We start from the raw sequence: 26826 nt of genomic DNA, 5'->3' as shown, positions 1-26826 counted from the left end.
TACCGGTGGGAGGTGAGGCTGCGCAGTCTGCGCGCCGCACTCTTGCCGAAAAAGCGGCCTTCACGCCAATCACTCTTGCCTGATGGTCAATAATGGGCCTCTGCCCGCCGCGTGCCCGCCATGAAAACCACCCTCGACGAAATGCAGGCCTTCATTGCCGTGATCGACAGCGGCTCGATCACCGCCGCCGCCGAAACCCTGGGCCAGACCACCTCCGGGGTGAGCCGCGCGCTGGGCCGGCTGGAAGAGAAGCTGGGCACCACGCTGCTGACCCGCACCACCCGGCGCCTGCAGCTCACGGAAGAGGGCGATGCGTTCCTGGCCCACGCGCGCGCGATCGTGGCGTCGGTGGAAGCGGCCGAGGAACAGCTCGCCGCCCGTCGCGACCGGCCGGCGGGCCGCTTGCGCGTGGATGCGGCGATGCCGTTCGTGCTGCACGCGATCGCGCCCCTGGTGGCGGGCTACCGCGCGCGTTACCCCGACGTGGTGCTGGAACTCAACAGCAGCGAGCGCTACATCGACCTGCTGGAACGGCGCACCGACGTGGCGATCCGGATCGGGCCGCTGGCCGATTCCACCCTGCATGCGCGGCCGCTGGCCCACAGCCGCCTGCGTGTGCTGGCCAGCCCGGGCTACCTGCAGCAGCACGGCACGCCGGCCAGCGTGGCCGACCTGCGCACGCACACGCTGCTGGGCTTCAATGAGCCGGACTCGCTCAACCACTGGCCGCTGCCCGGCGACACCGACGCGCTGCTGCATGTGCGCCCGGCGATGGCGGTGTCCAGCGGCGAAACGCTGCGCGCGCTGGCGCTGGAAGGGGTGGGCATCGTCTGTCTGTCCGACTTCATGACCCACCGCGACCGCCAGGACGGCCGCCTGGTGCAGCTGCTGCCGGACCTCACCGTGGAGGTGCGCCAGCCGATCCACGCCGTTTACTACCGCAACACCGCGGTGTCGGCGCGGATCAGCTCGTTCCTGGACCACCTGGCGGCGGCGATGGTGGGCGACCCCTACGTGCGCTGATCCGCGCGCTGACGCCGGCCCAAGGCCGGCGCCGCGTTGGATCACGCCGCGCGCGACAGCCCCGGCGCCGGCGCGCGCCCGGCGTCCAGCACGAACACGTCCACGGCGTCGTTCAATGCCACCGCCTGTTCTTCCATGCTGCGTGCCGCCGCCGACGCCTCTTCCACCAGGGCGGCGTTCTGCTGGGTGGCTTCGTCCATGTGCACCACGGTCTGGTTGACCTGTTCGATACCGGCCGACTGCTCCTGCGATGCGGCGGCGATCTCGGCCATGATGTCGGTCACCCGCTGCACGCCGGTGACGATCTCGCCCATGGTCTGCCCGGCCTGCTGCACCAGCCGCGCGCCGGTGGCGACATCGCCGACCGAAGCATCGATCAGCGTCTTGATTTCCTTGGCCGCGCCGGCCGAGCGCTGCGCCAGCGTGCGTACTTCGCTGGCCACCACCGCAAAACCGCGCCCCTGTTCGCCGGCACGCGCCGCTTCCACGGCCGCGTTGAGCGCCAGGATGTTGGTCTGGAACGCGATGCCGTCGATCACCGAAATGATCTCGGCGATCTTCTTCGACGAGGTTTCAATCGCGCCCATGGTCTGCACCACCTGGCCCACCACCGCACCGCCCTGCGAGGCCACCGCGTGTGCGCCGATGGCCAGCTGGTTGGCCTGTCGCGCATGCTCGGCGTTCTGGCGTACGGTCGAGGTCAGCTCCTCCATCGAAGCGGCGGTTTCCTCCAGGTTGGCGGCCTGTTGTTCGGTGCGCTGGGACAGGTCGCTGTTGCCCGCGGCGATTTCGCCGGCGGCGGTCTGGATCGACTGCGCGGCACGCTTGATGTCGCCCACGATGCCGGTGAGCTGGCCGCTGGTCAGCGCCACGTCGTCGCGGATGCGCGCGAACACGCCATGGAACTGGCCGTGCATGCGCGCGCTCAGGTCGCCACGCGCGATCGCCTGCAGCACCGTGGAAACCTGGTCCAGGTCGCGCTCGGTGGTCTTCATCAGCTGGTTCAGCCCCCCAACCATGTCGCGGAAATCGTGCTCGTAGCGTGCCTCGTCGCCGCGCTGGCTGAAATCGCCGGCCGCTGCCGCACTGGCCAACTGCTTGATCTCGGCATTGATCGCGCCGAGGTTGGCCTTGACCCGGTCCAGCGACTGGGTGATCACCGCCTTCTCGCCGGGCAGGCGTTCCATGTCCTGCGACAGGTCGCCCACCGCGTAGCGGCCCATGATCTCGATGGCGCGCATCTTGACCTGGATGTGCGCGGCCACCAGTGCGTTGCTGTCGCGGACCATCTGGCCGTAGCCGCCGGGGAAGGCGCTGTCGTCCATGCGGTAGCTGATCTGGCCGGCCTCGTGGCGTTCGGCCATGGTGGCCTGCGCAGCCAGTACGTCCTTGAGCGTGCGTGTCACCGCCATCATGGCCTGGCCGAGGCGACCGATTTCGTCGCGGCTGTTGACCTGCACGCTATGGTCAAGCTCCCCACGCGCCACCGCGCGTGCGGCCGCTTCCACCGCCACTACCGGCGCAATCACCGCGCGGCGCAGCCACACCGCCAGCAGGCCCATCAGCACCACTGCAGCCGCGGCGGTCAGTGCCGCGCACACCAGCAGCGTCCGCCGCGCCTGTTCGGAACGGGCCTGCACGGCCTGCTCGGCCACCGCGGCGGTGCGGTTGCCCAACGCGTCCAGCGTGGTGCCCAACGCGCGGTCCTTGCCGCGCACCAGCGCATCCCCCTCCAGCGGGCTGTAGCCGCTGGCGGCGAAGGCGTCGAGCGCGCCGTGGTACTCCTTTTCAAGCGCGGCATGCTGGGCCATGAACTGGGCGGCCAGGCGTGCGGTGCCGGCATCGCTGCTGGTGGCCAGGTCCTTGCCCAGCGTGCGGGTCTTGCCGCCCTGGCGGTCGAAAGCGGCCAGGTGGCGCGCACGCAGTGCCGCATCGCTGCCGCGGATCAGCACGTTCTTCCACTCCTGCACCTGCAGCCGGAACTCGCGCTGCAGCGCTTCGGCCTGCGTATTGCGGGCCACCTCCGGCGGCACCGCAGTGGACAGGTTCAGCCAGGCCGAACCGAGGCCGGCCAAGGCGCACAGCACCACGATGGCCAGGCCGAGCGACAGCGCGCCCAGCAGTTTGAACTGCAGGCTCAAGGCGCGATTGGGGGCGCCGGACGTCATGTTCATGGGAATCGAAAGTGAGGGAGGGCGATGCGGTATCGGTTTACCCCCTCCTCTTCTGAAGTGAGATGCGGATCACATTAATGTCCTAATTAACAACATGAAGAGCGTGTGACAGCCGCCCGAAACCGTATGGAAGCGCCCGCTGGACATCGGCTCGATTTGTAACTAGTGTTGTTACATGAAATCCAGCAACCAGTTCTCCGATGCCCTGCACGTGATGGCCCACCTGGTCGGCCAGGACGGCCCGCGTACCTCCGAGCAGCTCGCCACCTGCCTGCCCACCCACCCGGTGGTGATCCGGCGCCTGCTCGCCGCCCTGCAGAAGGGCGGGCTGGTCACCAGCGTGCGTGGCCACGGCGGCGGCAGCCAGCTGGCCCGCGCACCGGCGCAGATCACCCTGCATGACGTGTACGTGGCGATCGGCGCGCCGGCGCTGCTGCACACGGGTGCCCGCGAAACCGGGCGCGGCTGCCCGGTGCAGCAGGTGGTCAACGACGCACTGGATGACAGCTACCGCCAGGCCCAGGCCCTGCTTGAGCAGCGCCTGCGTGGCACCACCCTGGCCACCCTCGGCGAGGCCTTCGCCCGCCACCTGGCCCACCATGCAGCAGGAGTTCCCCATGACATTTGATGCGATTGTCGTCGGCGGCAGTTTCGCCGGCCTGTCCGCCGCCCTGATCCTGGCGCGTGCGCGCCGTGAGGTCCTGGTGATCGACAGCGGCCTGCCGCGCAACCGCTTCGCCGCGCATTCGCACGGCGTGCTGGGCCAGGACGGCATCGCCGGTGCCGAGTTGCTGCGCAACGCCAAGGCGCAGCTGCTGGAGTACCCCACCGTGCGCTGGATCAGCGACACCGTCACCACGGCCCAGCCCACGGTCGACGGCTTCGTGGTGGGTACCGCCAGCAACGAGAACTGGGCCACGCGCAAATTGCTGCTGGCCACCGGCATCCGCGACGATCTGCCCGACCTGCCTGGCCTGGCCGAGCGCTGGGGCCACAGCGTGGTGCATTGCCCGTACTGCCATGGCTATGAAATCGGCGGCGGCGCGATCGGTCTGCTGGGCGGGCACGAGAAGTCGGTCACGATGGCGGCCCTGCTCGCCGATTGGGGTCAGGTCACCCTGTTCGCGCACGGCATGGCGCTCACCGCAGAGGAACTGGCCGCCCTGCAGCGTCGCGGCGTGAGCATCGAGCACGAGGCGGTGGTTGGCCTGGAGGGCGAGGCACCCGCGTTGAGCGCTGCGCTGCTTGCCGATGGCCGCCGGGTGGAACTGCGTGCGCTGTTTGTTACCGCGCGCCAGCAGATGGCGACGCCGCTGGTCCAGCAGCTCGGCTGCGCACTGGAGGACAGCCCGGTGGGCGTACTCGTGCAGGTCGATGCGGGCAAGCAGACCAGCGTGCCCGGCATCTACGCGGCCGGCGACGCGACGCTGGTCGGCAACATCAGCCTGGCCAGCGCCGAAGGCGTGCGCGCGGGCGTGAGCCTGCACCACGCGCTGGTGGCCGAAGACAGCGCGGCCTGACACATCCACGGCCACCGGTTGGTGGCCGCCCCGTTCTGCCTGCTCAGCCCTTGATGCACACCACCTGGCGCAGCGTGTGCACCACCTCCACCAGGTCGCGCTGCGCGGCCATCACCGCGTCAATCGACTTGTAGGCCGCGGGTGACTCGTCGATCACCGCGGCATCCTTGCGGCATTCCACATGCGCGGTCGCCTCGCGGTGCTGGGCCAGGGTGATCTGCTGGCGCGCCGCGCTGCGACTCATCACGCGGCCGGCACCGTGGCTGCAGCTGTGGAAGCTCTCGGCATTGCCCTTGCCACGCACGATATAGCTGCGCGTGCCCATGCTGCCCGGGATGATCCCCAGCTCGCCGGCGCGCGCGCTGACCGCACCCTTGCGGGTCACCAGCAGCTCCTCGCCACCGTGGGTCTCGGTCTGCACATAGTTGTGGTGGCAGTTCACCGCCAGCTTCTCCAACTGGAACTTCGGCAGCCGCAGGCGCATCTCGGCCAGCACCCGCGCCATCATGGCCTCGCGGTTCTCGCGGGCGTAGTCCTGCGCCCACGACACGGCCTGCACGTAGTCATCGAACAACGGTTCGCCCTGCATGAAGAAGGCCAGGTCCTTGTCCGGCAGGTGGAAGCCGAGCACGCGCCGGGCCAGCTGCTCGCGCGCCTGCTCGATGAAGTAGGTGCCGATCAGGTTGCCGGTACCGCGCGAGCCGCTGTGCAGCATCACCCACACCGCCCCGGTTTCATCCAGGCAGATCTCGATGAAGTGGTTGCCGCCGCCGAGCGTGCCGATCTGGCAGGCCAGCTTGTCGGTGCGCACGCGCCGGTGCCGTTGCTTGATGGCATTCAGCCGCTCGACCAGCCCGGACCGCACGATGCGGCTGTGGATGCTGTCCGGCAGCTGCCGGTGCTCGCCGCCGCGGCCATTGCCCACCGGCACGCTGCGCTCGATGTCACTGCGCAGCCGGGCCAGGTTGTCGGGCAGGTCCTCGGCGCGCAGCGTGGTGCGCACCGCCGCCATGCCGCAGCCGATGTCCACGCCGACCGCGGCCGGAATGATCGCGCCGCGGGTGGGGATCACCGAGCCCACGGTGGCTCCCTTGCCTACGTGTACGTCCGGCATCACCGCCACCCACGGGCCGACGAACGGCACCGCGGCGATGTTGCGCAGTTGCGCCCGGGCCAGTTCGTCCACGGGTACGCCGTGGACCCAGCCCTTGATGGGGGTGGTGCCCTCGGCGTGCAGCAGCTCAAAAGTGGATTCTATGTTCATGGTCATTCATTCCATTGCGTGGCGGTGCCAGATAATCTCGGGACACGGCCAGGCAGCGCCGGGTAAACCGGCACGCATAATAAAAAAGACATCATCTCCCGCTGCCCGTGCCCCACACCTGGGCACAGCGCTTTCGCGCCTCGTGGCAACACGTCCGTGTGGTCAGGCAGTCCTTGCCCGGGTGTGGACGATGGAAGATCACGCCATGTGATCGGAAGGTGGGGCGACGCCAACGCAAACGAAAACGCCCCCGGATGCAGCATCCGAGGGCGTTGGCGTGCCTCGGAGATCGGTGACCGATCTCCGTGTGGGAAGATCAGTCGATGGTCAGCGCGTCGGCCTTGCCCGCAACGTCGCACGGACGCAGCGCAGTTGTTGCGCGGTGCAGTCGCTTGGCGATGGCGGAGAAACGAAGGGACATGACGGGCTCGGTTGGGTGGAAGGGTGCCGCAGGCTGCGGCGATGGGCGCGAACATTACCCGGGATTGTTTCCCGCTGCAAGCGGACTATGTAATCCCCACATTATGTTGGCCGAATGCGACGACCGCCGTTGCATCGCGGCCGTGCACCACGGCATGACCGAAACGACGCAGCCGCCTCGCGGCGGCTGCGTGTGCGACACGTGGGCCGCCGGGCTCAGCCCTGCTCGGTGCTGGCGGCATCCAGCTGCGCCACATCCTCGGCCGACAGCGCCACCTGTGCGGCCGCCAGCACATCCTTCAACTGCGCGACGCTGGTGGCGCTGACGATCGGCGCGGTAATGCCGGGCCGCGCGATCAGCCATGCCAACGCCACCTGCGACGCACTGGCACCGTGCGTGGCGGCGATGTCGTCCAGCGCGGTCAGGATGCGCAGGCCGCGCGGGTTGAGGTACGTGTCCACCACGCGCTTGCCGCGTGCGCTGCTCTTGCCCGCATCGGCGGCACTGCGGTACTTGCCGCTCAGGAAGCCACTGGCCAGCGAGTAGTAGCTGATCACGCCGATGCCCTGGTCGCGCACCAGCGGTTCCAGTTCTGCCTCGTAGCCGGCGCGGTCGTACAGGTTGTACTCGGGCTGCAACGTTTCATAGCGCGGCAGCGCATAGTCGGCCGACACCGCAAGCGCATCGCGCAGGCGGCTGGCGCTGTAGTTGGACGCACCGATGGCACGCACCTTGCCCTGTTCGATCAGGCGGCCGAACGCGGCCAGGGTGGTTTCCAGCGGCGTGGATTCGTCGTCTTCGTGGGCCTGGTACAGATCGATCACATCGGTCTGCAGGCGGCGCAGCGAATCTTCCACCGCCGCGGCGATGTTGTCGGCCGACAGGCCCGGGCGCTCGGCCCACTTGGCCACCTTGGTGGCCAGCACCACCTTGTCGCGCTTGCCGCTGTGCTTGAACCAGCGGCCCAGGATGGTCTCCGATTCGCCGCCGCTGTTGCCCGGCACCCAGGCCGAATACGCGTCGGCGGTATCCACCAGGTTGAAGCCGGCGTCGACGAAGGCATCCAGCAGCGCGAACGAGGTTTTTTCGTCGGCGCTCCAGCCGAAGACGTTGCCGCCGAAGGCAATGGGTTGCACAGTCAGGCCGGAGCGGCCGAGTTCGCGCGATGCAGTCATGGGAGAGGTGCTCCTGTGGAAATCCAATGCATCAGCATAGTTCCGCGGCCATGACAGCGCTGCGGCGGCTGCCACAAAACAGTGTTCCGCCGTGCTGCATCGCACTAACGTTTTGTGAACACCTTGGGCATCGCGGCTGCTAGTCTCGCCGCATCCCGCCACTGGAAGACGCCGATGAAAACCCGTTCGCTGACCACTGCCTGCCTGTTCACCTTGTCCACGCTGCTGCTGTCCGCCCCGGCCCTGGCGACCAAGCCGGCCGGCCCCAATGCACAGATCGCGATCACCCCGGCGGTGCAGGCGGCGGTGCAGGGCACCTGGCGCGACCCGGCCAACGTCAAGCGCGATGCGTGGCGGCATCCGGCGCAGACGCTGTCGTTCTTCGGCGTGGCACCGGGCAAGACCGTCATCGAGATCACCCCGGGCGGCGGCTGGTACGCGGAAATCCTGGGCCCGCTGCTGCACGACAAGGGCACCTATGTCGCGGCGGTGGTCGACCCGATGGCGGTGCCCGAAGGTCGCGGCCGTGACTACCAGCAGCGCAGCCGCGACGGCCTGGACAAGAAGTTCGCCGCCAATGCCGCGCTGTATGGCAAGAGCAAGGTCGTGGCCTACAACCCGACCGCGCCGCAGTTCGGTGCGGACAACTCGGCCGACGTCGTGCTGACCTTCCGCAACGTGCACAACTGGCGCAGCGCCAACCAGGCCGAGGGCATGTTCACCGGCTTCTACAAGGTGCTCAAGCCCGGTGGCGTGCTGGGCGTGGTTGAACACCGTGCCAAGGCCGACGTGCCGGCCGACGACAAGAGCGGCTACGTGGGCCAGAAGCAGGTGATCGCGATGGCCGAGGCGGCGGGCTTCAAACTGGCCGGCAGCAGCGAGATCAACGCCAACCCGCGCGACACCAAGGACCACCCGAACGGGGTGTGGACCCTGCCGCCGACCAACCAGCACGACAAGGCCGACGATGCGAAGTACCAGGCCATCGGTGAGAGCGACCGCATGACCCTGCGCTTCGTGAAGCCCTGACCGTAGCGCCCGCTGCGGGTTGCCCTGCATCACAGACGAGCGGGGGATGGGACAATGGCCCGTCCCCCGCTGTTGTTTCCGCCATGCTGATCGCCTTCAACAAACCCTTCAACGTGCTGTGCCAGTTCACCGACCGCAGCCAGCCGCCGCGCGCGACCCTGGCCGGCTTCGGGCTGCCGCCGGCGGTGTATGCGGCCGGGCGGCTGGACTACGACAGCGAGGGCCTGCTGCTGCTCACCGATGACGGTGGCCTGGCGCACACCCTCACCGATCCGCGCCACAAGGCCGACAAGACCTACTGGGTGCAGGTGGAGGGCACGCCCAGCGACGCGCAGCTGCAGGCCCTGCGCGACGGCGTGCAGCTCAATGACGGCCCGACCCTGCCGGCGAGGATCGAACGCCTCGACCCCGCCCCCGCGCTGTGGGTGCGGGATCCACCGGTGCGCTTCCGCAAGACCGTGCCTGACAGCTGGCTGGCCGTCACCCTGCGCGAGGGCCGCAACCGCCAGGTACGGCGGATGACCGCGGCCGTGGGGCTACCGACCTTGCGCCTGGTGCGCGCCTCCATGGGCCCGCACGCGCTGGGCGACCTGCAACCGGGCCAGTGGCGCCAGATCGGATAACACCGCCGGTAGGTACCAACCGTTGGTTGGTACGTACAAAAAAACCGCCGGACAACGCCGGCGGCTTTCGATACACACGCGCTGACGCGTCAGCAGATCAGGCGTCGCTGCCGATATCGCTGTGCTCATCGACCACGGTGCTGGTGCGGCGGTTGCGGGCGCTGATGCGCTGCGCCTGGCCGTCCACCACGCCGCCGTTGGCAAGCTTCTTCTTCTGCTGCTTGCGGTACAGCGCGTAGCCCAGCAGGCCCACGCCCACCGCAGCGGCGGCGATGGTCACGGCCGGATTGCGGCGGACCACCTTCGCGGCGACCTTGCTGCCGGTCTTCACCGCGCCCAGTGCGGCACCGGTCTTGATCCAGTCCGTAGCCTGCGGGCCAAGGTGACGCAGGCTGCCACCGGCATGCTTGAGGCCGTCGCCAGCGCTGCTTGCCAGGTCCAGGGCGCGCTCAAGGGCGCGGTCGGTAATCACAGTCAGTCTGCTCATGGGGGTTCCTTTGCCTCGGTTCTGATCCAGTGTGGCGCGCGGGCCGTGTAGGGCGTGTTAGCCACCTGCTACGGCCGGATCACGACTGTAGCCGCTTGCCCGCACCGGTGCAGTGCGGCGCGATGACGCGGTCAGCCGGCAGCCATGAATGCGACAGCCGCGTCACGTCCCGCGCGGCTTGGCCCGGTGCGTGGCGGTTGCCGTCCACGGATCGTCCGGCCACGGGTGCCGGGGATAGCGGCCCTTCATTTCCTTTTTGACCTCGGCGTAGGTGTTGGCCCAGAAGTTGCGCAGGTCCTGGGTGACCTGCAGGGGGCGGCCGCCGGGCGAGAGCAGGTGCAGGGTGAGCGGCACGCGGCCATCGGCGATGCGCGGGGTGTCGGCCAGGCCGAACAGCTCCTGCAGTTTCACCGCCAGCACCGGCCCCTGCGGGGTGATGCCATCGGCGTCCACCGCGTAGTGGATCGGCCGCTCCATGCCCGACGGCACCGCCATGCGCACCGGCGCGTGCCGGTCGATCACCTGGCGCTGCGCCCACGGCAGTGGCGATTTCAGGGCCTCGCCCAGACTGGCTTCGTCCAGCGCGTCCAGCCGCGTCTTGCCGGTGAAGGCCGGCGTCAGCCACTGCGGCAGCGTCGCCATCAGCGCCGCATCGGACACGTCCGGCAGGTCCAGCTCGGGCATCCACGCACGCAGCGCCAGCGTCCGTGCCTGCCATTGGCGCAGGCCCTCGGTCCACGGCAGCGCGTCGATGCCCAGCTCGGCCACGGCCTCGGTCAGCGCCTGCGCGGCATGCGCCGGATCCACGCGCCCGGCCGACCGGCTGTCCAGCACGATGCGGTCGAAACGGGTTTCGCGGCGCGCCACCAGCGCACGCTTGTCGCCGTCCCAGCGCACCACGTCCTGCTGGGTGAAGCGGGCGGGGAAGTCGCGGCGCAGCCGGTTCTCATCGACCGGCGCGGCGCGCAGCAGCAACGCGTCGCGCGCCTCATAGCGCAGTTCCACCGCCACCAGCCACGGCTCGCCACGCAGATCGCTCGGATCGAACAGGCGCGCACTGCGCCCGTTGGCCAGCAGGTAGCGCAGCGGATCGGTGGGGTGGCGCGCGGCGATCCGGTCGGGGAAGGCGTGGGCCAGCAGGTCGCCGAGCTGGTGTGCTTCCACCGACGTGGGCGGCGCGGCGTCGCAGCGCAGGCGTCGCCGCCACTGCTTGCTGGCGGCATCGATGGTGGCCAGCCCACCGCGGTTGGCATCGTGCGGCGCGCGGCCGTGGCGGAACGCCGCCAACGCGCGCCATCGCGCGGCCAGTGCATCACCGCCCTGGCGCAGCGGGTCGCGTGCCTCCACCAGCGCGGCCAGGTCGCACGCCAGCGCCTGCTCGCTGCCGCCGGTGGCGGCCAGCAGCATCGCCGCCAGCCGCGGGTGCGTGCCCAGGGTAAGCATGCGGCGCCCCAGCGCGGTCAGCCCGCCGCTGTCGCTCATCGCACCCAGCCGCTGCAGCAGCTCGCGCGCGGCGGCCAGTGCGCCCACCGGCGGCGGGTCGACGAAGCGCAGGTCATCGCTGCCCCACGCGGCCAGCTCCAACGCCAGCGACGTCAATTCCACCTGCGCGATCTCCGGCCGGCGCTGTGCCTCCAGCCGCTGCGACTGCGGCCACAGCCGCCATGCCCAGCCCTCGGCCACACGCCCGGCACGCCCTGCGCGCTGGTCGGCCGACGCCTGCGCGATGCTCACCACGTCCAGCCGTGCGAAGCCGCTGTTGGGGTCGTAGCGCGGCTCGCGCGCCAGCCCGGCATCGATCACCACGCGCACCCCTGGCAACGTGACCGAGGATTCGGCCACGTTGGTGGCCAGCACCACGCGGCGCTGGCCCTGCGGGTCGGGTTGCAGCACGCGCGACTGCTGTTCCACCGGCAGCTCCCCGTGCAGCGGCAGCACCTGCACCGTGGCCGGCAGCGCCTGCTCCAGCGCGGCCTGGGTACGCGCGATCTCGCGTTGGCCCGGCAGGAACACCAGTACATCGCCGGGATGTTCGGCCAGTGCCTGTTCCACCGCGCGCCGCGCCTGGGCTTCCAGCGATTCCTCGCGACGGGCGGGGAAATGGCGGATCGCCACCGGGAAGCTGCGGCCCGCGCTGCTCAATCGCGGTGCATCCAGGAACTGCGCCAGGCGCTCGCCATCCAGCGTGGCCGACATCACCACGATGCGCAGGTCCTCGCGCAGCTGCGCCTGCACGTCCAGCGCCAGTGCCAGGCCGAGGTCGGCGGCGAGGTGGCGTTCGTGGAATTCATCGAACAGCAGCGCGCCCACGCCGTCGAGCATCGGGTCGTCCTGCAGCATCCGGGTCAGGATGCCTTCGGTGACCACTTCGACGCGGGTGCGGGCCGACACCTTGTTCTCGAAACGGATGCGGTAGCCGACGGTGTCGCCCACCTCCTCGCCCAGCTGTCGCGCCATGAACTGCGCGGCGCTGCGCGCGGCCACCCGGCGGGGCTCCAGCATGATGATCCTGCGGCCTTGCAGCCACGGCGCGTCGAGCAGGGCCAACGGCACCTGGGTGGTCTTGCCGGCGCCGGGTGGCGCTTCCAGCACCAGGCGCGCGTGGTCGGCCAGCTGGTCCAGAATCTGCGGCAGCAGTGGGGAGATGGGGAAAATCGGGGCATTCATGGCGCAAGGATACGGTGTCTGCAGCGCGGGCCAATTGCCAGCCGCCGGCCGGCATGCTTCCCTGTGCCGCCCCGCCGTACCCGGATGTGTAGATGTCGCGCTTGGCTCGCCTGTTGTTGTCGCTGGTTCTCACCTGTCCGTTGGCGTCGGTCAGCGCCGCCACGCCCACCGCAGCACTGGCCGGGGACATGGGCGAGGGACTGCACATGCCCTACGACGGCCACCCGCTGGCGATGCTGCTGCAGCCCACGCTGGATGCCCGCTACCTGCCTGCCGGGTTGGACAACGAGGCGGCGATCCGGCGCGCGGTGGCCGATGGCACGTTGCGCGAGCCGCTCTACCCCAGCCTGCAGCTGGCCGACGACCGCGCTTTCGTCTGGCTCTCGCAGTTCGGCCGCAGCACATTGGGCATGCACAGCAACACGCTGGTGCGCTGCGCCGGCACCACCGGCTTTCGCCTGCTGCTCGACAGTGACGACTGCGCCGACGCCCAAGCGCCCAGCCTGCACTTCGAGGGCCCGACCGACACCGAGCTGGTGTGCCGCGAATGCGCGGGCGTGGGGATTCCCGAGCGCTGGCAGCGCCAGGCACCGGGCGCGCAATGCGCGCTGCCGCCCTGGAACCTGGACGCGGCGCGCCTGCAGTACGGCGCGTGGCTGAAGCGCTTCGACCACGACCTCCAGCCGTTCCTGCACGGCGCCAACGAGGCGCTCTGGAAGGGGCAAGGCCTGACCCTTCGCACCAGCCTGGTGCCGCGCTCGCGCGCCACCGCCACCTTGTTCAGCATGAGCACCGCCCCCGAGACCTTGGGTGCCTCGCTCGGCCTCGATGACGCTACGTCCCACGGCGACCTGCTGCCGCGCCTGCTGGCGTTGTTGAAGACCGCCGAGGTTGCGGGCCGGGGCGGCACCTACCCGGAACCGCTGCCGGCGTTCTCTGCGTTGTGCGCGGAAGTCTGGTACCTGCGCATTCCCGCAGGCGGCACGGTCGATGCCAGCCCCGTACCGGCAGATACGCTCGAGCGCGATGGATACCCCTTCATCACCGTGATGCGCGACGGCGACCGGATCGTGCTGACAGGCCTGTCGCGTGAACTGGTGCAGCGGCTGCTCACCGGGCCCGATCCGGAGTGAGCCTGCGCGGGGGCAGCTACAATGCGCGGGTTACCTGCCTTGTAGCTCCCCCATGCAACTGATCGATATCGGCGCCAACCTCACCCACGACTCCTTCGACCGCGACCGCGACGCCGTGCTGGCGCGTGCCCGCGAGGCGGGGGTGGCACAGATGATCATCACCGGCGCCAGCCGCGAGCATTCGCCGATGGCGCTGGAGCTGGCACGCCAGCATCCCGGCTTCCTGTATGCCACCGCCGGCGTGCACCCGCACCACGCGGTGGAATACACCGATGAATGCGATGCGGACATGCGCGCGCTGCATGCGCATGCCGAAGTGGTGGCGGTGGGCGAGTGCGGGCTGGATTACTTCCGTGACTTCGCCCCGCGCCCGGCCCAGCACCGCGCCTTCGAGCGCCAGCTGCAGCTGGCGGCCGACGTGTTGGCTGCCGATGGCGCGCGCAAGCCGCTGTTCCTGCACCAGCGCGATGCCCACGCCGATTTCATGGCGCAGATGAAGAACTTCGAGGGCCGACTGGGCGCGGCGGTGGTGCACTGCTTCACCGGCGAGCGCCAGGAGCTGTTCGACTACCTGGACCAGGACTGGTACATCGGCATCACCGGCTGGTTGTGCGACGAACGCCGTGGCGGCCACCTGCGCGAGCTGGTGAAGCACATCCCGGCCAACCGCCTGATGATCGAAACCGACGCGCCGTACCTGCTGCCGCGCTCGCTCAAGCCGATGCCCAAGGACCGCCGCAACGAGCCGATGTTCCTGTCGCACATCGTCGAGGAGCTGGCGCGCGATCGGGGCGAAGACGTGGAGACCACTGCCGCCAACGCGACGGCGGCCACGCGCGCGTTCTTCCGGTTGCCTGACGCGGCCTGATACATCCCCCACGACCAACGGTCGTGGGCTACCGGTGGCCGTCGCCGCTTGCCCAAGCGTCGGCGAGACCGTCGCGGTAGGTCGCGAAGCGGGGCTGCCACTGCAAGGCCGCGCGCGTGCCGCGGCTGTCAATGCGCTTATTGCTGGCGTAGAAGCGTCGCAGCGAGGCGGGAACGGCCGGGTCATCCCAGGCCTGCGCGGCGGGCAACGGCAGGCCACTCAGCAAGGCGGCATGCGCCAGCACGTCCTGGGGCGGGGCCGGCGCATCGTCGGCCGGCAGATACAGCGCGTGCCCCTGCGCACGCCGCATCGCCGCCAGCACTGCAGCGGCCAGGTCCTCCACATGCAGCCGGTTGAAGACCAGCCCGGGCCGGACCACATGCCGGGCCTTGCCCTGCGCCAGCTGCACCAGCGCGTTGCGCCCCCGACCGTACAGTCCGGGCAGGCGGAACACCGCCGAGGCGATACCGCGTGCCTGCGCGAACGCACGCCACTGCTGCTCGGCACGTAACCGTCGCAGGGCGGTGGCGTCGTCCGCATCGGCACGGGCCTGTTCGTCCACCCAGCCCCCGTCGCGGTCGGCGTAGACCGCCGTCGAGGACAGATAACCCACCCAGCGCAGCGCGGGGCTGTCGTGGAGTGCATCGGCGAGCAGGCGCAGCGCCGGGTCGCCCGCCTCCTCCGGCGGCACGCTGCACACGATCGCGTCCGCGCGCCGGATCGCCGCGCGCAGCCCCTCATCAACCGGCACGCCCTCGGCCAGCCGATACCGCGTCAGTCCGTCATCGGGGGCGGTGCCGGGGTCACGCCCGGTGCCGCTGCATGCGATGCCCTGGGCCTGCAGCCGGGCGGCCAGGTGCCGCCCGCTGTAGCCCATGCCCAGCACCAGCACGTGCGCCGGCGCGGCCATCCGCATGCTCAGGCGCCGCGCTGGCGCTGGTAGGCCTGCAGGTGGCTGTAGGCCACCGCCAGCAGCGGCGCGGCCTGCCCGGCGGCGCGTGCGCGCGCCAGCATGTCGCCCACGATCTGCTCGGCCTCCACCTGCTGGCCCGCTTCCAGGTCGCGCAGCATGGACGCCTTCAACGCCGAGCCGGGCTGGGTCGTGGCCGTCAACGCGATCTCGCGTGCCTTGGCCGGAATCGGCTCGCCCGCGGCATCGGCCACGGCCAGACATTCGTCATACAGCCCACGCACGATCGCCGCGCCATCGTCGGTGGCCACGATCGTGCCCACATCGGCGCGCATCAGGCACGTCGCCGCCGCCAGGGTGGTCAGGAACGTGTACTTGATCCACTGTTCCTGCCCGATCGCATCGCTGGCCACATGGTCCACGTTCGCCTGCACGCACGCGGCCGCCAGCGCCAACACCCGCGCGCTGCTGCCGGTACCGTCGCGCTCGCCGAAGGTCAGCTTGGCCGCCGGCGCCAGGTGCAGCACCGCGCCATCGGCGGCCTTGGTCGCACTGATGAAACACAGCCCGCCCAGCACCGCATCGCGCCCGAAGCGCGCATCCAGTGCCGCGTAGTGGTGCAACCCGTTGAGGATCGGCAGCAGCGTCGTACGCGGCCCCATCGCCGGGGCAATCGCCTCGATCGAACTGTCCAGGTCGTACGCCTTGCAGCTCAGGATCACCAGATCGAACGGCTGCGCCGCCGCCAACGCAGGCAGCGCATCGGCCGTGACATGCGCCACCGGGAAGCGGGCATCGCCAAGCGGACTGCGGATCACCAGCCCCTCGGCCGCCAGCTGCGCCGCACGCGCGGGACGCACCAGGAAGGTCACATCCACACCGGCCTGGGCCAGCCGACCACCAAAATAACCACCGGTACCACCGGCGCCGAGGATCAGGATACGCATCGCACGCTCACTGCAGTTGGGGGATTCACCCTGCGATTGTGCCGGAGTTTTGCGGCACCCGCAGGGCGCTATGTGGCGGTTGGCGTAGCGCCTTTCGCGGATGGGCAAGATCGATTCAAGGCACGACGTCCCTCCAAATCTCTCTTCCACATTCTCACAGTTCGTCCAACCGCATACGAAAAGAGCCGGGCAAAAGCCCGGCTCCACAGGAACGATCATTTCCGCGAGGTTGCCGGCCAGCGGCCGGCACTACCGGAACCCCGCAACCGTCGTCGCTGTTCCCCTGCCGTCACCAGGAAACTGTCGAAGGCGGGGTGGGTGAGTGTGCGGGGGCGTGAGCGCCATGGATGGCGCGACCGAGCCTACAGGGACGTACTTGCGGCGTCCCCCGCAGACTCACGCGCCCCGCCTACCCCGATTCAACCCAGAGCCGCGGTTGACGTTGCTCCGGCAGTGGCTCCGGCAGTGGCAGTAAAGCGGGCCGCCGGGCCGCAGGCCCGGCAAAACACCCCTCAGCTCCGCATCCCTACGCCCCGCTTCAACAACCACAACGCCAGCGCCGTCAGCGCCACCACGAAACCGATCATCAGCGCATACGCCACCCACAGCGGCACATCACTGGTGCCCAGCAGCCCATAGCGGAACGCATTGACCATGTAGAAAATCGGATTCGCGTGCGTCGCCGCCTCCGCCCACGTCGGCAGCAGCTGCACCGAATAGAACACACCGCCCAGGTAGGTCAGCGGGGTCAGGATGAAGGTCGGCACGATCGCCACATCATCGAACTTCTTCGCGTACACCGCATTGATGAACCCGGCCAGCGAGAAAATCGTCGCGCCCAGCAGCACCGTCGTCAGCGTCACCAGCGGGTGCGGAATGCGCACCGGCGTGAAGAACATCGCGATGATCAGCACGATCACGCCCACCATCAACCCGCGCAGCACCGCACCGGACACATACCCCCACAGGATCACCCAGTTCGGCATCGGGCTGACCAGCAGCTCCTCCACGTGACGGCCGAACTTGGCCCCGAAGAATGACGAACTGATGTTGCCGTAACTGTTCTGGATCACGCTCATCATCACCAGGCCCGGCACGATGAACTGCATGTAGGTGTAGCCGCCCATGTCGCCCACGCGCGAGCCGATCAGGCCGCCGAAGATCAGGAAATACAGGGTCATGGTGATCGCCGGCGGCACCAGGGTCTGGCCCCAGATGCGCAGGATGCGCGCCACTTCGCGGCGCACGATCGTCATCAACGCGATGCGGTTGCGCTGGCCGTCGGTCAGGACCGGGGTAGGGGTGGTGCTCATGCCGCATTCTCCTGGTTGCCGGTGAGGCGCACGAACAGCTCCTCCAGGCGGTTGCTCTTGGTCCGCATCGAACGCACCCGGATACCGGCCGCGTTCAAGGCTTCAAATACCCGGTTGAGGTCCATCGCGCGCGGCATGTCCACGTCCAGCGTGTGCCCGTCGGTGGCGATCAGCGTGGCGCCTTCGATCACCGGCAGCTCGGCCGGCAGGCTGCCGTCGATGTCGAACAGGAAGCCTTCCACGTCCAGCTTGGCCAGCAGCTCACGCATCGGCCCCTGGGTGACGATCTGGCCGTGGTTGATGATGGCCAGGTTGCGGCACAGGTGCTCGGCTTCTTCCAGGTAGTGCGTGGTCAGGATGATCGTCGTGCCGGCGGCATTGATCTCCTTGAGCACCCGCCACATGTCGCGGCGGATCTCGATGTCCACCCCGGCCGTGGGCTCGTCCAGGATCAGCAGGCGCGGGCGGGTCATCATGGCGCGGGCGATCATCAGCCGGCGCTTCATGCCGCCGGACAGCGTGCGGCTCATCACCTGCGCCTTCTCCCAAAGGTGGGCGCGCTTGAGCTCCTCCTCGGCCATCTTCTCGGCCTCGGCACGGGCCACGCCATAGAAGCCGGCGTAGTTGACCAGGATGTCGAAGGGCTTTTCGAACAGGTTGAAGTTGATCTCCTGCGGTACCAGGCCGATCAGGCGCATCGTGGCGCTGCGGTTGCGCACCAGGTCGCTGCCGAAGACCTCGACCTGGCCCTCGCTGAGGTTCACCAGCGAGCTGATGATGCCGATCAGGGTCGACTTGCCGGCGCCGTTGGGGCCCAGCAGGGCGAAGAAGTCGCCCGGGGCCACGTCCAGCGAGACGCCCTTCAGGGCCTGGGTGCCGTTGTCGTAGGTCTTGCGGAGGTCACGCACCCGCAGGGCGGGGGCGGCGGTGGGCGCGGGAGTGTTCTGGGAAGCCAAGCTCTTGCCTTCGCGCCCATGGGCTGGCGCTGGATAGGGGCGGGGAGCGGCTATTATAGAAGACCCCGAGGGCTTGCCCCGGCTACACACTGTCCCGAAAAGTCGTGCCTGCCCAATTCCCCCTCAAACTGGTCGACCGGCGCATGCTGGCCCCGACCGTCGGCCACTACCAGTTCCTGCGTGATGACGGCCAGCCGCTGGATTTCCAGCCCGGCCAGTTCATCCAGGTCCATTTCGAGTACGCCGACGGCACCGCCACCAAGCGCAGTTACTCGCTGGCCACCATTCACAACCACGCCCTCGGCGCGGGCGAAGCGGTCGATATCGCGGTCAGCTTCGTCCCCGGCGGCGCCGCCACGGCCCTGTTCGAGGGCCTGGACATCGGCGGCCACATCACCGCCAGTGGCCCATTCGGTCGGTTCTGCCTGCAGCCGGGCGACCACAACGCCCGCTACCTGCTGATCGCCACCGGCACCGGGGTCACCCCGTACCGGTCGATGCTGCCGCTGCTGGCCACCGCCATGGCCGAGCGCGGGGTGGAGGTGGTGCTGCTGCAAGGCGCCCGCACCCCCACCGAGCTGCTCTACAGCGACGACTTCTATGCCTTCGCGGCCGCCCACCCGGGCTTCCGCTACGTGCCGTGCCTGTCACGCGAGCTGCCCGACAACCCCCATCCGGACGTGCGCCACGGCTACGTGCAGCAGCACCTGGCCGAGTTCGCACCGAACCCGGCCACCGACATCGCCTACCTGTGCGGCAACCCGGACATGGTCGATGCCACCTTCGAGTCCCTGAAGGACGCCGGCCTGCCGACCCCGCAGGTGCGGCGCGAGAAGTACGTCAGCAGCAAGTAACCGGTGCGGCGCGCGCTAAGATGCGCGCGCCGCCCTGAGGCGCGAGGCCGCATGACCCTGGATTTCCCCACCGTCGCCGTGCTCGGCTACCTGCTGTGCCTGGGCATTGCGCTGGGCTTCTCACTGCTGTTGTTGGTCCTGCGCGGGCAACCGGCGCTGCGGCTGTGGACGGCCAGCCTGTGGCTGCTGGCGCTCAGCCTGACCTCGGTGGCGCTGCGCGCCCATCTGCCCGTCGTGCCTTTGGTGATCTTCGGCAACGCCGTACTGGCGCTGTCGGCGGTGCTGATGCTGTACGGCGTGGCGCGCCACCTGCAGCGGCGGCTGCCGGCCTGGCAGCCGGCCCTGCTGGCCGGGGCATACGTGGCCGGCATCGTGGTGTTCGTGGTGCCGTTCCCGAACCTGGCCGTCCGGCTCAACGTGGCCAGCCTGTTCGCGGTGCTGATCAACAGCTGGATGGCCTGGATGCTGGTGCGCCATGCGCCGCCTCTGCAGCGCACCAGCTGCCGGCTGGCCGCGGCCATCTTCGGGGCCGAAGCGGTGGTGTACCTGGTGCGGCTGTGGCTGCCGGTGGCGCCCGATGCGGGGCAGGACATCTTCCGGGCCGGCGCGCCGATGTTCGCCACCTACCTCGCGGGCATCTTCCTGGAACTGGCCCGCTGCTTCGCGCTGGTCCTGCTGCTGGTGGAGAAGATGCTGGTCGACCTGCGCCGCGCGGCACGCACCGACGGGCTCACCGGCCTGCTCAACCGCGGCGCGGTGCTGGCCGATGGCCAGGCGTGCCTGCAGCAGTGCCAGCGGCAGCAGCAACCGTTGGCCCTGCTGCTGCTGGACGTGGACCACTTCAAGCAGGTCAACGACCGCTGGGGGCATATCGCGGGCGACCAGGTGCTGCACCACTTCGCCTCGGTCCTGGCCAACTGCCTGGCCAACTGCCTGGCCAGCCAGCAGCCGCTGCTGGGCCGCTACGGCGGCGAGGAGTTCGTGGTGCTGCTGCCGGGTGCCGACCATGCCCGCGCCCTCCAACACGCCGCCTACATCCGCGCGCAGCTGCAGGCGCACCCCGCCTACGTGGGCGACATGCCGGTCACGGTCACCACCAGCATCGGGTTGGCGGTCGGCACCGGCGCGCACGACCTGGCGGCCTTGCTGGCCGCCGCCGACCGGGCGCTCTACCAGGCCAAGGCCGACGGCCGCGATCGCACCGTCAGTGCGGTGCCACTGCCTGCCTGAGCCTGGCCGGCGCACGCCGCCCGTGCCACCGGTACCGCGCTGGTCACATCCAGCGCGCCCCTTCGTCATGGCATGCTGAGACCCTTCAATCCAGGATGCGATCGAACATGCGAGTTTCCTGCCGTCCCTTGGCGACCAGTGCAGCCTTGCTGCTGCTGGCCGCCTGCCAGGCCACACCGGAGGCCACCCCGGAAGCCGCACAACGTCAATACGGACACCTGACGTTCAAGCCGTGCACGCTGACCAGCACCCAGGCCAGCGACAACGTGGAAGCGCAATGCGCCACCCTGCAGGTGGCCGAGAACCCGGCCGCGCCGGACGGTCGCAAGATCGGGTTGAACATTGCCTGGCTGGATACCAGCAACGAAGGCGAGGGCAAGGGCGACCCGGTGTTCTTCCTGGCCGGTGGACCGGGCCAGGCAGCGACCGAAGTGGCTGCGGTGATCAACGTGGCGTTGCGCGAAGTGCGCAAGCAGCGCGACATCATCCTGGTCGACCAGCGCGGCACCGGCAAATCCAACCCGCTCACCTGCGTGGGGGCCGACGGCAAGGAAATGGCGCTGGACGACACCATCGCCCCGACCACCCAGGCCATTGCCGACTTCGCCGCGCAGTGCGCCACGTCGCTGGCCAGCCGCGCCGACACCCGCTTCTACACCACCACCCAGGCCATCGCCGACATCGACACCGTGCGTGCGGCGCTGGGCGTGGACAAGATCAACCTGATCGGCGGGTCCTACGGCACCCGCGTGGCCCAGCAGTACGCCGCGCACTACCCGCAGCACACCCGTGCGGTGGTGATCGACGGGGTGGCCCCGAACGACGTGGTGGTGGGCGGTGATTTCGCCAACACCTTTGAAGCCGCCATCGACCTGCAGGCGGCGCAGTGCAGGAAGGATGCCGCCTGCGCCAAGCGCTTCCCGGTCGATACGCGTACCCAGCTGAAGAACGTCATGGACGCGCTGGCCAAGTCCCCGGTCGAGGTCGAGTACCGCGACCCGGGGACCGCCGAAACCAAGCGCGATGTGTTGACGTCCGATTCGGTCACCGGCCTGGCCCTCATGTTCTCCTACATGCCCGAGTTGTCCTCGCTGCTGCCGGTGGTGCTGGATGAAGCCGCGCATGGCCGCTACGCCCCGCTGATGTCGCTGAGCAGGATGGCCAGCCGCTCGCTGGGCGTGCAGATGAACCGTGGCATGCAGTGGTCGGTGATCTGCGCCGAGGATGCCGACCGCTACCAGGAGCCGGCCACCAGCGATCGCCTGCTCGGTCCGGAGGTGGCGCGCATGTTCTTCGCCGCCTGCCCGGGCTGGAAGGTCGGCACGCGCCCGAAGGATTTCACCGCGCCGCTGACGAGCGACCTGCCGGTGCTGCTGCTGTCGGGCCAGTTCGATCCGGTCACCCCGCCGCGCTACGCCGAGCAGGTGCTCAAGACGCTGCCCAACGGCCGCCACCTGATCGCCAAGGGCCAGGGCCACGGCACCCTCAACGCCGGTTGCATGCCGCGCCTGCTGGGCCAGTTCATGGACAAGGCAGATGCCAAATCGCTTGACGCCACCTGCCTGGACTCGCTGAGCCCGGTGCCGGCCTTCACCTCGTTCAACGGATGGGAACCATGATCGTCGCCGAGAACCTGCACAAAGCCTTCAAGACCAAGACCGGCCTGATCAAGGCGGTGGAGAACGTCGGCTTCCAGGCCGAGGACGGCCAGATCACCGGCCTGCTCGGCCCCAACGGCGCCGGCAAGACCACCACCATGCGCATGCTGTACACGCTGATGACGCCCGACCAGGGCCGCGTGCTGGTGGATGGCATCGACGCGTCCACCGACGCGGTCGCGGTGCGCCGCCGGCTGGGCGTGCTGCCCGACGCGCGTGGCGTATACAAGCGCCTGACCGCCCGCGAGAACATCGCCTATTTCGGGCAGCTGCACGGCATGAGCGCCGCGCAGATCCGCGCGCGCACACAGGTGCTGTCCAAGGCACTGGACATGGACGACATCCTGGACCGCCAGACCGACGGTTTCTCGCAGGGCCAGCGGACCAAGACCGCCATCGCCCGCGCGCTGGTGCACGACCCGCGCAACGTGATCCTGGATGAACCCACCAACGGCCTGGACGTGATGACCACGCGCGCGCTGCGCGGCTTCCTGCGCGGCCTGCGCGACGAGGGCCGCTGCGTGATCTTCTCCAGCCACATCATGCAGGAGGTGGCCGCGCTGTGCGATCGCATCGTGATCATCGCCCACGGCACGGTCATGGCGGCCGGCAGCGCCGATGAGCTGCGTGCACAGACCGGGGAAGACAACCTGGAAGATGCCTTCGTCAAGGTGATCGGTTCGGAAGAAGGATTGCACGCATGAGTTCGTTGAGCACGTTGTTGACCGTGATGCGCAAGGAACTGCGCGATCTTTCCCGCGACCGCCGCACCCTGGCCCTGACCCTGCTGCTGGGCCCGCTGCTGTATCCCATCCTGATCCTGGGCATGGGCAAGCTGGCCGAAAGCCGGGTCAAGACCCAGATCGACAAACCGCTGGACATCGCCACCATCGGCCGCGAGAACGCCCCCAACCTGGTGCGCTTCCTGGCCGCGCAGGGGCTCAACGCGGTCGATGCGCCCAAGGATCTGACCGCGGCCATCCGTGACCAGCAGATCGACGTCGCGCTGCGGATCAGCCCGGACTTCGGCAAGGACTGGGCCGAAGGCCGCCCGGCGCTGGTGGAGATCGTCAAGGACAGCACCCGCCGCGCCGCCGACATCCCCAGCATGCGCCTGCAGACCGCGCTGGCCGGCTACAACCAGCAGGTGGGTGCGCTGCGCCTGCTCGCCCGTGGCGTGGATGCCCAGGTCGCGCGGCCGCTGGATCTGGCCACCCAGGACCTGGCCACTGCCGAAGCCAAGCGCGGCCAGGTGCTGTCGTTCCTGCTGCCGGTGCTGCTGACCATCACCTCGTTCCTGGGCGGTGCCTACCTGGTGATGGACACCACCGCCGGTGAGCGCGAGCGCCAGTCGCTGGAACCGCTGTTGGCCACACCGGCCTCCCGCAGCGCGATTGTCAGTGGCAAGATCGTCGCCGCCTGCGTGGTGGGCATGGCGTCGCTGCTGCTCACCTTGCTCGCGTTCAAACTGAGTGCGCAGCTCTCCAGCAGCGGGGCGGGGCGACAGCTCAACATGGGCTTCCTGCCGATGCTGCAGATGCTGCTGATCATGCTGCCGATGCTGTTCATCGGCACCTCGCTGCTGACGTTCCTGTCGGCCGCGGCCAAGAGCATGAAGGAAGCCCAGAGCCACATGACCTGGCTGATGCTGCTGCCGATGCTGCCCGGCTACGCGCTGATGGTGTACCCGCTGAAGAGCGAGCTGTGGCAGTTCGCGGTGCCGTTCCTGGCGCAGAACCAGATGCTGCTGAAGATCATCCGCCACGAGGCGATCAGCATGCAGATGTGGGCCGTCTATCTGGCCGCCGGCTTCGGCCTTGCCGCGGTGCTGTGGTATGCGGCGGTGCGCCGTTACCACCAGGAGCGGTTGGCGATTTCGGGCTGAGCACACCGGGGCGATGGCGAGTGCGCCATCGCCCCGTCGGCCGCTCTCATCCGCGTGCATCCCGCGCATACCGCGCCGGTGTATCGCCCAGTTCGCGTTTGAATACCGCGATGAACGCGCTGGTGGTCTCATACCCCAGCGCCAACGCGGTACGCGTGACCGTGTCACCTGCCGCCAGCCGGGGCAGCGCATGCAGCACCCGCAGCCGTTGCCGCCAGCGCGACAGCCCCATACCGGTTTCGCGCTGCCATTGGCGGGTGAGCGTGCGGCTGGACAAGCCGGCGAACGCTGCCCAGTGCTCGACGCTGCGGTTGTCCTCGGGGTGGGCGGCGAACGCGCTGGCCACGCGTCGCAACCGTCGATCCTGCGGATGTGCCAGGGCCAACGGCAATGCCGGGTGGGTGGCGATCTCATCCACGATCACCCCTGCAAGACGTCGCCGTGCAGCATCCAACGGACCGGGCGGCCACTGTTGCGCGCGCTGGATGGCGGCCTGCAGCAGCGGACCCGGTGCCAGGATCCGGGGCTGGTCGGGCAGCAGCGCGCTGGCGGCTGCGTTGAAGTACAGGCTCCACCCCTCGAAGCCCTGTGGCGCCAACAACGCGTGCGGCAGGTCAGGCGGAATCCAGGCCAAGTGGCCGGCCGGCAACAGCCAGTGCGTGGCCCCCACGTCGATCTGCATCAGGCCGCTGTCGGCGCCCAGCAGTTGCCCGCGCGCATGCTGGTGGCGCGGTGTGCGCCGTGGACCGGCCTTGCCACCACGCCGGATCGTGCGGGCAGCGAACAGCAGCGGGCCCGCGGGCGCATCGGCCAGCGCCGGGTCGAGCAGGGCGGGATGTGTCGGATCTGCCATATCAGGTGGCAGTTATACGACAGAACCGCCGTGGCGGTCCCTGGATACTGGCATTCCCCCCTTGGAGCGTGCCCCGATGCGACCTGAAGACCTGCTGCCGGATGATCACAACCATGTGCAACGCGCCGGCATCACCGTGCGCAAGGGCAGCGTCGGCGCGTTCCTGGCCAATGCGACGATCCTGCTCGATGCCGATCAGGACGCCGCGGCGCGCAACGCCGCCGAACGCGACCTGCTGGCGCTGCTGCCCGGCCTGCACGCCCTGGGCCTGTTCGACGTGCTGGTGCCGAAAGATGCAGCGCTGCGACAGCTGGTGGAACAGCGCCGGTGACGGCGTTGCCTGCACGACGCACCCGTCACGCGCAGCGTGTCATCGCGCACTGACCTTTCGCAGCGCTGCGGAGCGTTGGATGTCCCTGCCACGGATAGGCATGTCATATGGAAGCTCGCGAGTCATCCACAAATCGAAATAGAAAAACTGTGAAGCCCGCGACGCATACTGAGCGGGGTAGCGGGAATGATCCTCGGAGCCTTGACAATCACGGAAGGAATAAGCGACTTCTCTCTGGATAAAGTCTATGGTGGCCTGATGATTTTCAGCGGACTCGCATCTGCTTTCGCGGCGCTCATGATGCTCTTTGGCTGGGCGGTGCCGGTTGCAATAGCTCTGATGCTCATTGCTGCAACGGTGACCATTGTCGTGGCGTGGTTCAAGCCGGATGAAATTGAGCGCTGGCTCGATAAGGCGATCCACTTCGGCTCGAACAATAAAGGCGCGTTCACCCACCTGAGCCTACAGATGGCGGAACTCGAGAAGCTGAGGAGACAGTGAGTGCTCACAGGCTGGTATCCGCATTTCAGTCTTCACAAAGGCCTCTGTCCGCAGGAGGTTCACGGAAAGCTTGATATTGAAAACCCAGGGACATTCATCCCGGATGACGCACTTGGCTTGATTGCGTGCAACTCGACATATATCGAGTTCGTAAACAGAACCTTCAAGGTGAAAGGTATGGCCGCGACCTTGATGTCGGTGTGTTTCATGGTCGCCGCAATTTCCGTAGGTATCTGGACAGTCCATGCGCTTTTGAGATCGTTGGCAGATGATCATGTGCTAACGGCGCTGATGGTCGTGCTGATCACTACGTGTTCATGCGGGCCATGCGCGTTCTTGTGGTTCATTCATTTGCGCAAAGACCTCTTCCAGTACACGCACTATCCCGTCCGCTTCAACCGCATCACCCGCAAGATCTACTTCTTCCGTCACAGCGGCCCGGGCGGCGTCCTGGTCGTGCCATGGGGTTCGCCCTTCGCCTTCTTCCACATCGGCCGTGGCGGCCAGGACCCCAATCTGCGCGACCTTCGCTGCCACCTGCTTGATCGCAACCGTCAAGTGCAGCAGACCTTCACCATCGGCCACTTCTGGGATCACGACCAGGACATCCGGGAAGAATGGGCGTTGATCTGTCGCTACATGCAGGAGGGTCCGGAAACGTGCTTCGATGACCCGCTGGATCGCGTCATCACGCTCTCCACACTGCCCACCTTCCGCAACCACTGGATGCTGGTGTGTCTGATGATGGGCACCGCGCTCTTCCCGCTGCGCTACACGTTGATGTTGCCGGTCTACGGCGCGTTAACGCTCAGCCGTTGGCTGACCTTCAAGACCTGCAAGGCCCCGGTCTTCCCGCCGGAGATCGAAGCCGAATGCGCTATTGCGCCCGACGATCCTTACGCGCTGCCGGAACCCCGATTCATGGCCGAGTTCGCCAGTGATCCTGCCATCTACGCACGGGCACGCCAGCGCCACCTGGATCGCCAACTCTGGCGGTAGAAGCC

The 26826-nt window shown here is 68.5% G+C and carries 25 protein-coding genes; 15 read left to right on the top strand and 10 right to left on the bottom strand.

The annotated features are described in order from the left end of the window. Nucleotides 1–120: 120 nt before the first annotated feature. Nucleotides 121–1023, top strand: coding sequence for a LysR substrate-binding domain-containing protein (locus ACZ0AE_RS19490; protein ID WP_038685572.1), 903 nt, complete (start codon nt 121–123; stop codon nt 1021–1023). Between the two features lie 41 nt (nt 1024–1064). Here ACZ0AE_RS19490 and ACZ0AE_RS19485 read toward each other — a convergent pair whose 3' ends face one another. Then, nucleotides 1065–3197 carry a methyl-accepting chemotaxis protein gene (locus ACZ0AE_RS19485; protein WP_463601944.1) on the bottom strand — a complete coding sequence of 711 codons (2133 nt, stop codon included), beginning with the start codon at nt 3195–3197 and terminating at the stop codon, nt 1065–1067. A gap of 175 nt (nt 3198–3372) precedes the next feature. Here ACZ0AE_RS19485 and ACZ0AE_RS19480 point away from each other — a divergent pair, with 175 nt between their 5' ends. Further along, a complete protein-coding gene (locus ACZ0AE_RS19480) occupies nt 3373–3825 on the top strand; it encodes an Rrf2 family transcriptional regulator (RefSeq protein ID WP_463601943.1) in 453 nt (150 codons plus the stop codon). Further along, on the top strand, nt 3815–4717 hold the full coding sequence (locus ACZ0AE_RS19475) for an NAD(P)/FAD-dependent oxidoreductase (protein ID WP_463601942.1): 903 nt from the start codon (nt 3815–3817) through the stop codon (nt 4715–4717). The genes ACZ0AE_RS19480 and ACZ0AE_RS19475 overlap by 11 nt, the downstream gene beginning before the upstream one ends. A gap of 43 nt (nt 4718–4760) precedes the next feature. Here ACZ0AE_RS19475 and ACZ0AE_RS19470 read toward each other — a convergent pair whose 3' ends face one another. Continuing rightward, a complete protein-coding gene (locus ACZ0AE_RS19470) occupies nt 4761–5981 on the bottom strand; it encodes an RtcB family protein (protein ID WP_463601941.1) in 1221 nt (406 codons plus the stop codon). Nucleotides 5982–6617: 636 nt separating this feature from the next. Then, complete coding sequence (locus tag ACZ0AE_RS19465) at nt 6618–7577, bottom strand: aldo/keto reductase (protein WP_463601940.1); 960 nt, start codon at nt 7575–7577, stop codon at nt 6618–6620. 174 nt (nt 7578–7751) lie between these two features. On the opposite strand from ACZ0AE_RS19465, the gene ACZ0AE_RS19460 reads away from it, so the two are divergent. After that, the gene (locus tag ACZ0AE_RS19460) at nt 7752–8606 is read left to right on the top strand and encodes a class I SAM-dependent methyltransferase (RefSeq protein ID WP_463601939.1); all 855 of its coding nucleotides are present in this window, start codon (nt 7752–7754) and stop codon (nt 8604–8606) included. Between the two features lie 83 nt (nt 8607–8689). Beyond that, a complete protein-coding gene (locus tag ACZ0AE_RS19455; RefSeq protein ID WP_447596058.1) occupies nt 8690–9229 on the top strand; it encodes a pseudouridine synthase in 540 nt (179 codons plus the stop codon). Between the two features lie 97 nt (nt 9230–9326). Here the strand turns inward: ACZ0AE_RS19455 and ACZ0AE_RS19450 are convergent, their stop codons facing one another. Further along, nucleotides 9327–9716: a hypothetical protein gene (locus ACZ0AE_RS19450; RefSeq protein WP_038685585.1), complete on the bottom strand. Its 390-nt coding sequence runs from the start codon at nt 9714–9716 to the stop codon at nt 9327–9329. Between the two features lie 162 nt (nt 9717–9878). Then, complete coding sequence (hrpB, locus tag ACZ0AE_RS19445; RefSeq protein ID WP_463601938.1) at nt 9879–12383, bottom strand: ATP-dependent helicase HrpB; 2505 nt, start codon at nt 12381–12383, stop codon at nt 9879–9881. Nucleotides 12384–12475: 92 nt separating this feature from the next. On the opposite strand from hrpB, the gene ACZ0AE_RS19440 reads away from it, so the two are divergent. Both ACZ0AE_RS19440 and ACZ0AE_RS19435 read left to right on the top strand, forming a co-directional pair. Then, nucleotides 12476–13516, top strand: coding sequence for a hypothetical protein (locus ACZ0AE_RS19440; RefSeq protein WP_463601937.1), 1041 nt, complete (start codon nt 12476–12478; stop codon nt 13514–13516). Between the two features lie 52 nt (nt 13517–13568). Continuing rightward, complete coding sequence (locus ACZ0AE_RS19435) at nt 13569–14384, top strand: TatD family hydrolase (protein ID WP_463601936.1); 816 nt, start codon at nt 13569–13571, stop codon at nt 14382–14384. 28 nt (nt 14385–14412) lie between these two features. On the opposite strand, the gene ACZ0AE_RS19430 is transcribed toward ACZ0AE_RS19435, so the two are convergent. The 4 genes from ACZ0AE_RS19430 to ACZ0AE_RS19415 form a co-directional block, all read right to left on the bottom strand. After that, the gene (locus tag ACZ0AE_RS19430) at nt 14413–15300 is read right to left on the bottom strand and encodes an NAD-dependent epimerase/dehydratase family protein (protein ID WP_463601935.1); all 888 of its coding nucleotides are present in this window, start codon (nt 15298–15300) and stop codon (nt 14413–14415) included. A 2-nt stretch (nt 15301–15302) separates the two neighbouring features. Further along, complete coding sequence (panE, locus tag ACZ0AE_RS19425) at nt 15303–16241, bottom strand: 2-dehydropantoate 2-reductase (RefSeq protein WP_463601934.1); 939 nt, start codon at nt 16239–16241, stop codon at nt 15303–15305. Nucleotides 16242–16753: 512 nt separating this feature from the next. Continuing rightward, a complete protein-coding gene (locus tag ACZ0AE_RS19420) occupies nt 16754–17554 on the bottom strand; it encodes an ABC transporter permease (protein ID WP_038685599.1) in 801 nt (266 codons plus the stop codon). Continuing rightward, nucleotides 17551–18510 (bottom strand): ABC transporter ATP-binding protein, encoded by a 960-nt coding sequence (locus ACZ0AE_RS19415; protein ID WP_038685602.1) that lies wholly within the window; start codon nt 18508–18510, stop codon nt 17551–17553. The genes ACZ0AE_RS19420 and ACZ0AE_RS19415 overlap by 4 nt, the downstream gene beginning before the upstream one ends. Nucleotides 18511–18614: 104 nt before the next feature. Here ACZ0AE_RS19415 and ACZ0AE_RS19410 point away from each other — a divergent pair, with 104 nt between their 5' ends. The 5 genes from ACZ0AE_RS19410 (at nt 18615) to ACZ0AE_RS19390 (ending at nt 24137) form a co-directional block, all read left to right on the top strand. Next, nucleotides 18615–19364, top strand: a complete 750-nt coding sequence (locus ACZ0AE_RS19410) for a ferredoxin--NADP reductase (protein WP_463601933.1) — start codon at nt 18615–18617, stop codon at nt 19362–19364. Between the two features lie 51 nt (nt 19365–19415). Then, nucleotides 19416–20594, top strand: coding sequence for a GGDEF domain-containing protein (locus ACZ0AE_RS19405; protein WP_463601932.1), 1179 nt, complete (start codon nt 19416–19418; stop codon nt 20592–20594). 107 nt (nt 20595–20701) lie between these two features. Continuing rightward, nucleotides 20702–22213 carry an alpha/beta hydrolase gene (locus tag ACZ0AE_RS19400; RefSeq protein WP_463601931.1) on the top strand — a complete coding sequence of 504 codons (1512 nt, stop codon included), beginning with the start codon at nt 20702–20704 and terminating at the stop codon, nt 22211–22213. Then, nucleotides 22210–22956 carry an ABC transporter ATP-binding protein gene (locus tag ACZ0AE_RS19395; RefSeq protein WP_463601930.1) on the top strand — a complete coding sequence of 249 codons (747 nt, stop codon included), beginning with the start codon at nt 22210–22212 and terminating at the stop codon, nt 22954–22956. Before ACZ0AE_RS19400 ends, ACZ0AE_RS19395 begins: the two co-directional genes overlap by 4 nt. After that, complete coding sequence (locus ACZ0AE_RS19390) at nt 22953–24137, top strand: ABC transporter permease (RefSeq protein WP_038685612.1); 1185 nt, start codon at nt 22953–22955, stop codon at nt 24135–24137. Before ACZ0AE_RS19395 ends, ACZ0AE_RS19390 begins: the two co-directional genes overlap by 4 nt. A gap of 46 nt (nt 24138–24183) precedes the next feature. On the opposite strand, the gene ACZ0AE_RS19385 is transcribed toward ACZ0AE_RS19390, so the two are convergent. Then, on the bottom strand, nt 24184–24990 hold the full coding sequence (locus ACZ0AE_RS19385) for an AraC family transcriptional regulator (RefSeq protein ID WP_463601929.1): 807 nt from the start codon (nt 24988–24990) through the stop codon (nt 24184–24186). 76 nt (nt 24991–25066) lie between these two features. Between ACZ0AE_RS19385 and ACZ0AE_RS19380 the strand changes: the two genes are divergently transcribed. The 3 genes from ACZ0AE_RS19380 (at nt 25067) to ACZ0AE_RS19370 (ending at nt 26821) form a co-directional block, all read left to right on the top strand. After that, nucleotides 25067–25321, top strand: a complete 255-nt coding sequence (locus tag ACZ0AE_RS19380; protein WP_463601928.1) for a hypothetical protein — start codon at nt 25067–25069, stop codon at nt 25319–25321. 186 nt (nt 25322–25507) lie between these two features. Then, entirely contained in the window at nt 25508–25822 is a 315-nt protein-coding gene (locus tag ACZ0AE_RS19375) for a hypothetical protein (RefSeq protein ID WP_463601927.1), read from the top strand. Beyond that, the gene (locus ACZ0AE_RS19370) at nt 25823–26821 is read left to right on the top strand and encodes a DUF6708 domain-containing protein (RefSeq protein WP_463601926.1); all 999 of its coding nucleotides are present in this window, start codon (nt 25823–25825) and stop codon (nt 26819–26821) included. It abuts the gene before it with no gap. Nucleotides 26822–26826: the final 5 nt, after the last annotated feature.

It is taken from the genome of Stenotrophomonas sp. AC248 (genome assembly GCF_979258185.1).
This window is presented reverse-complemented; position numbering and strand designations above follow the sequence as displayed.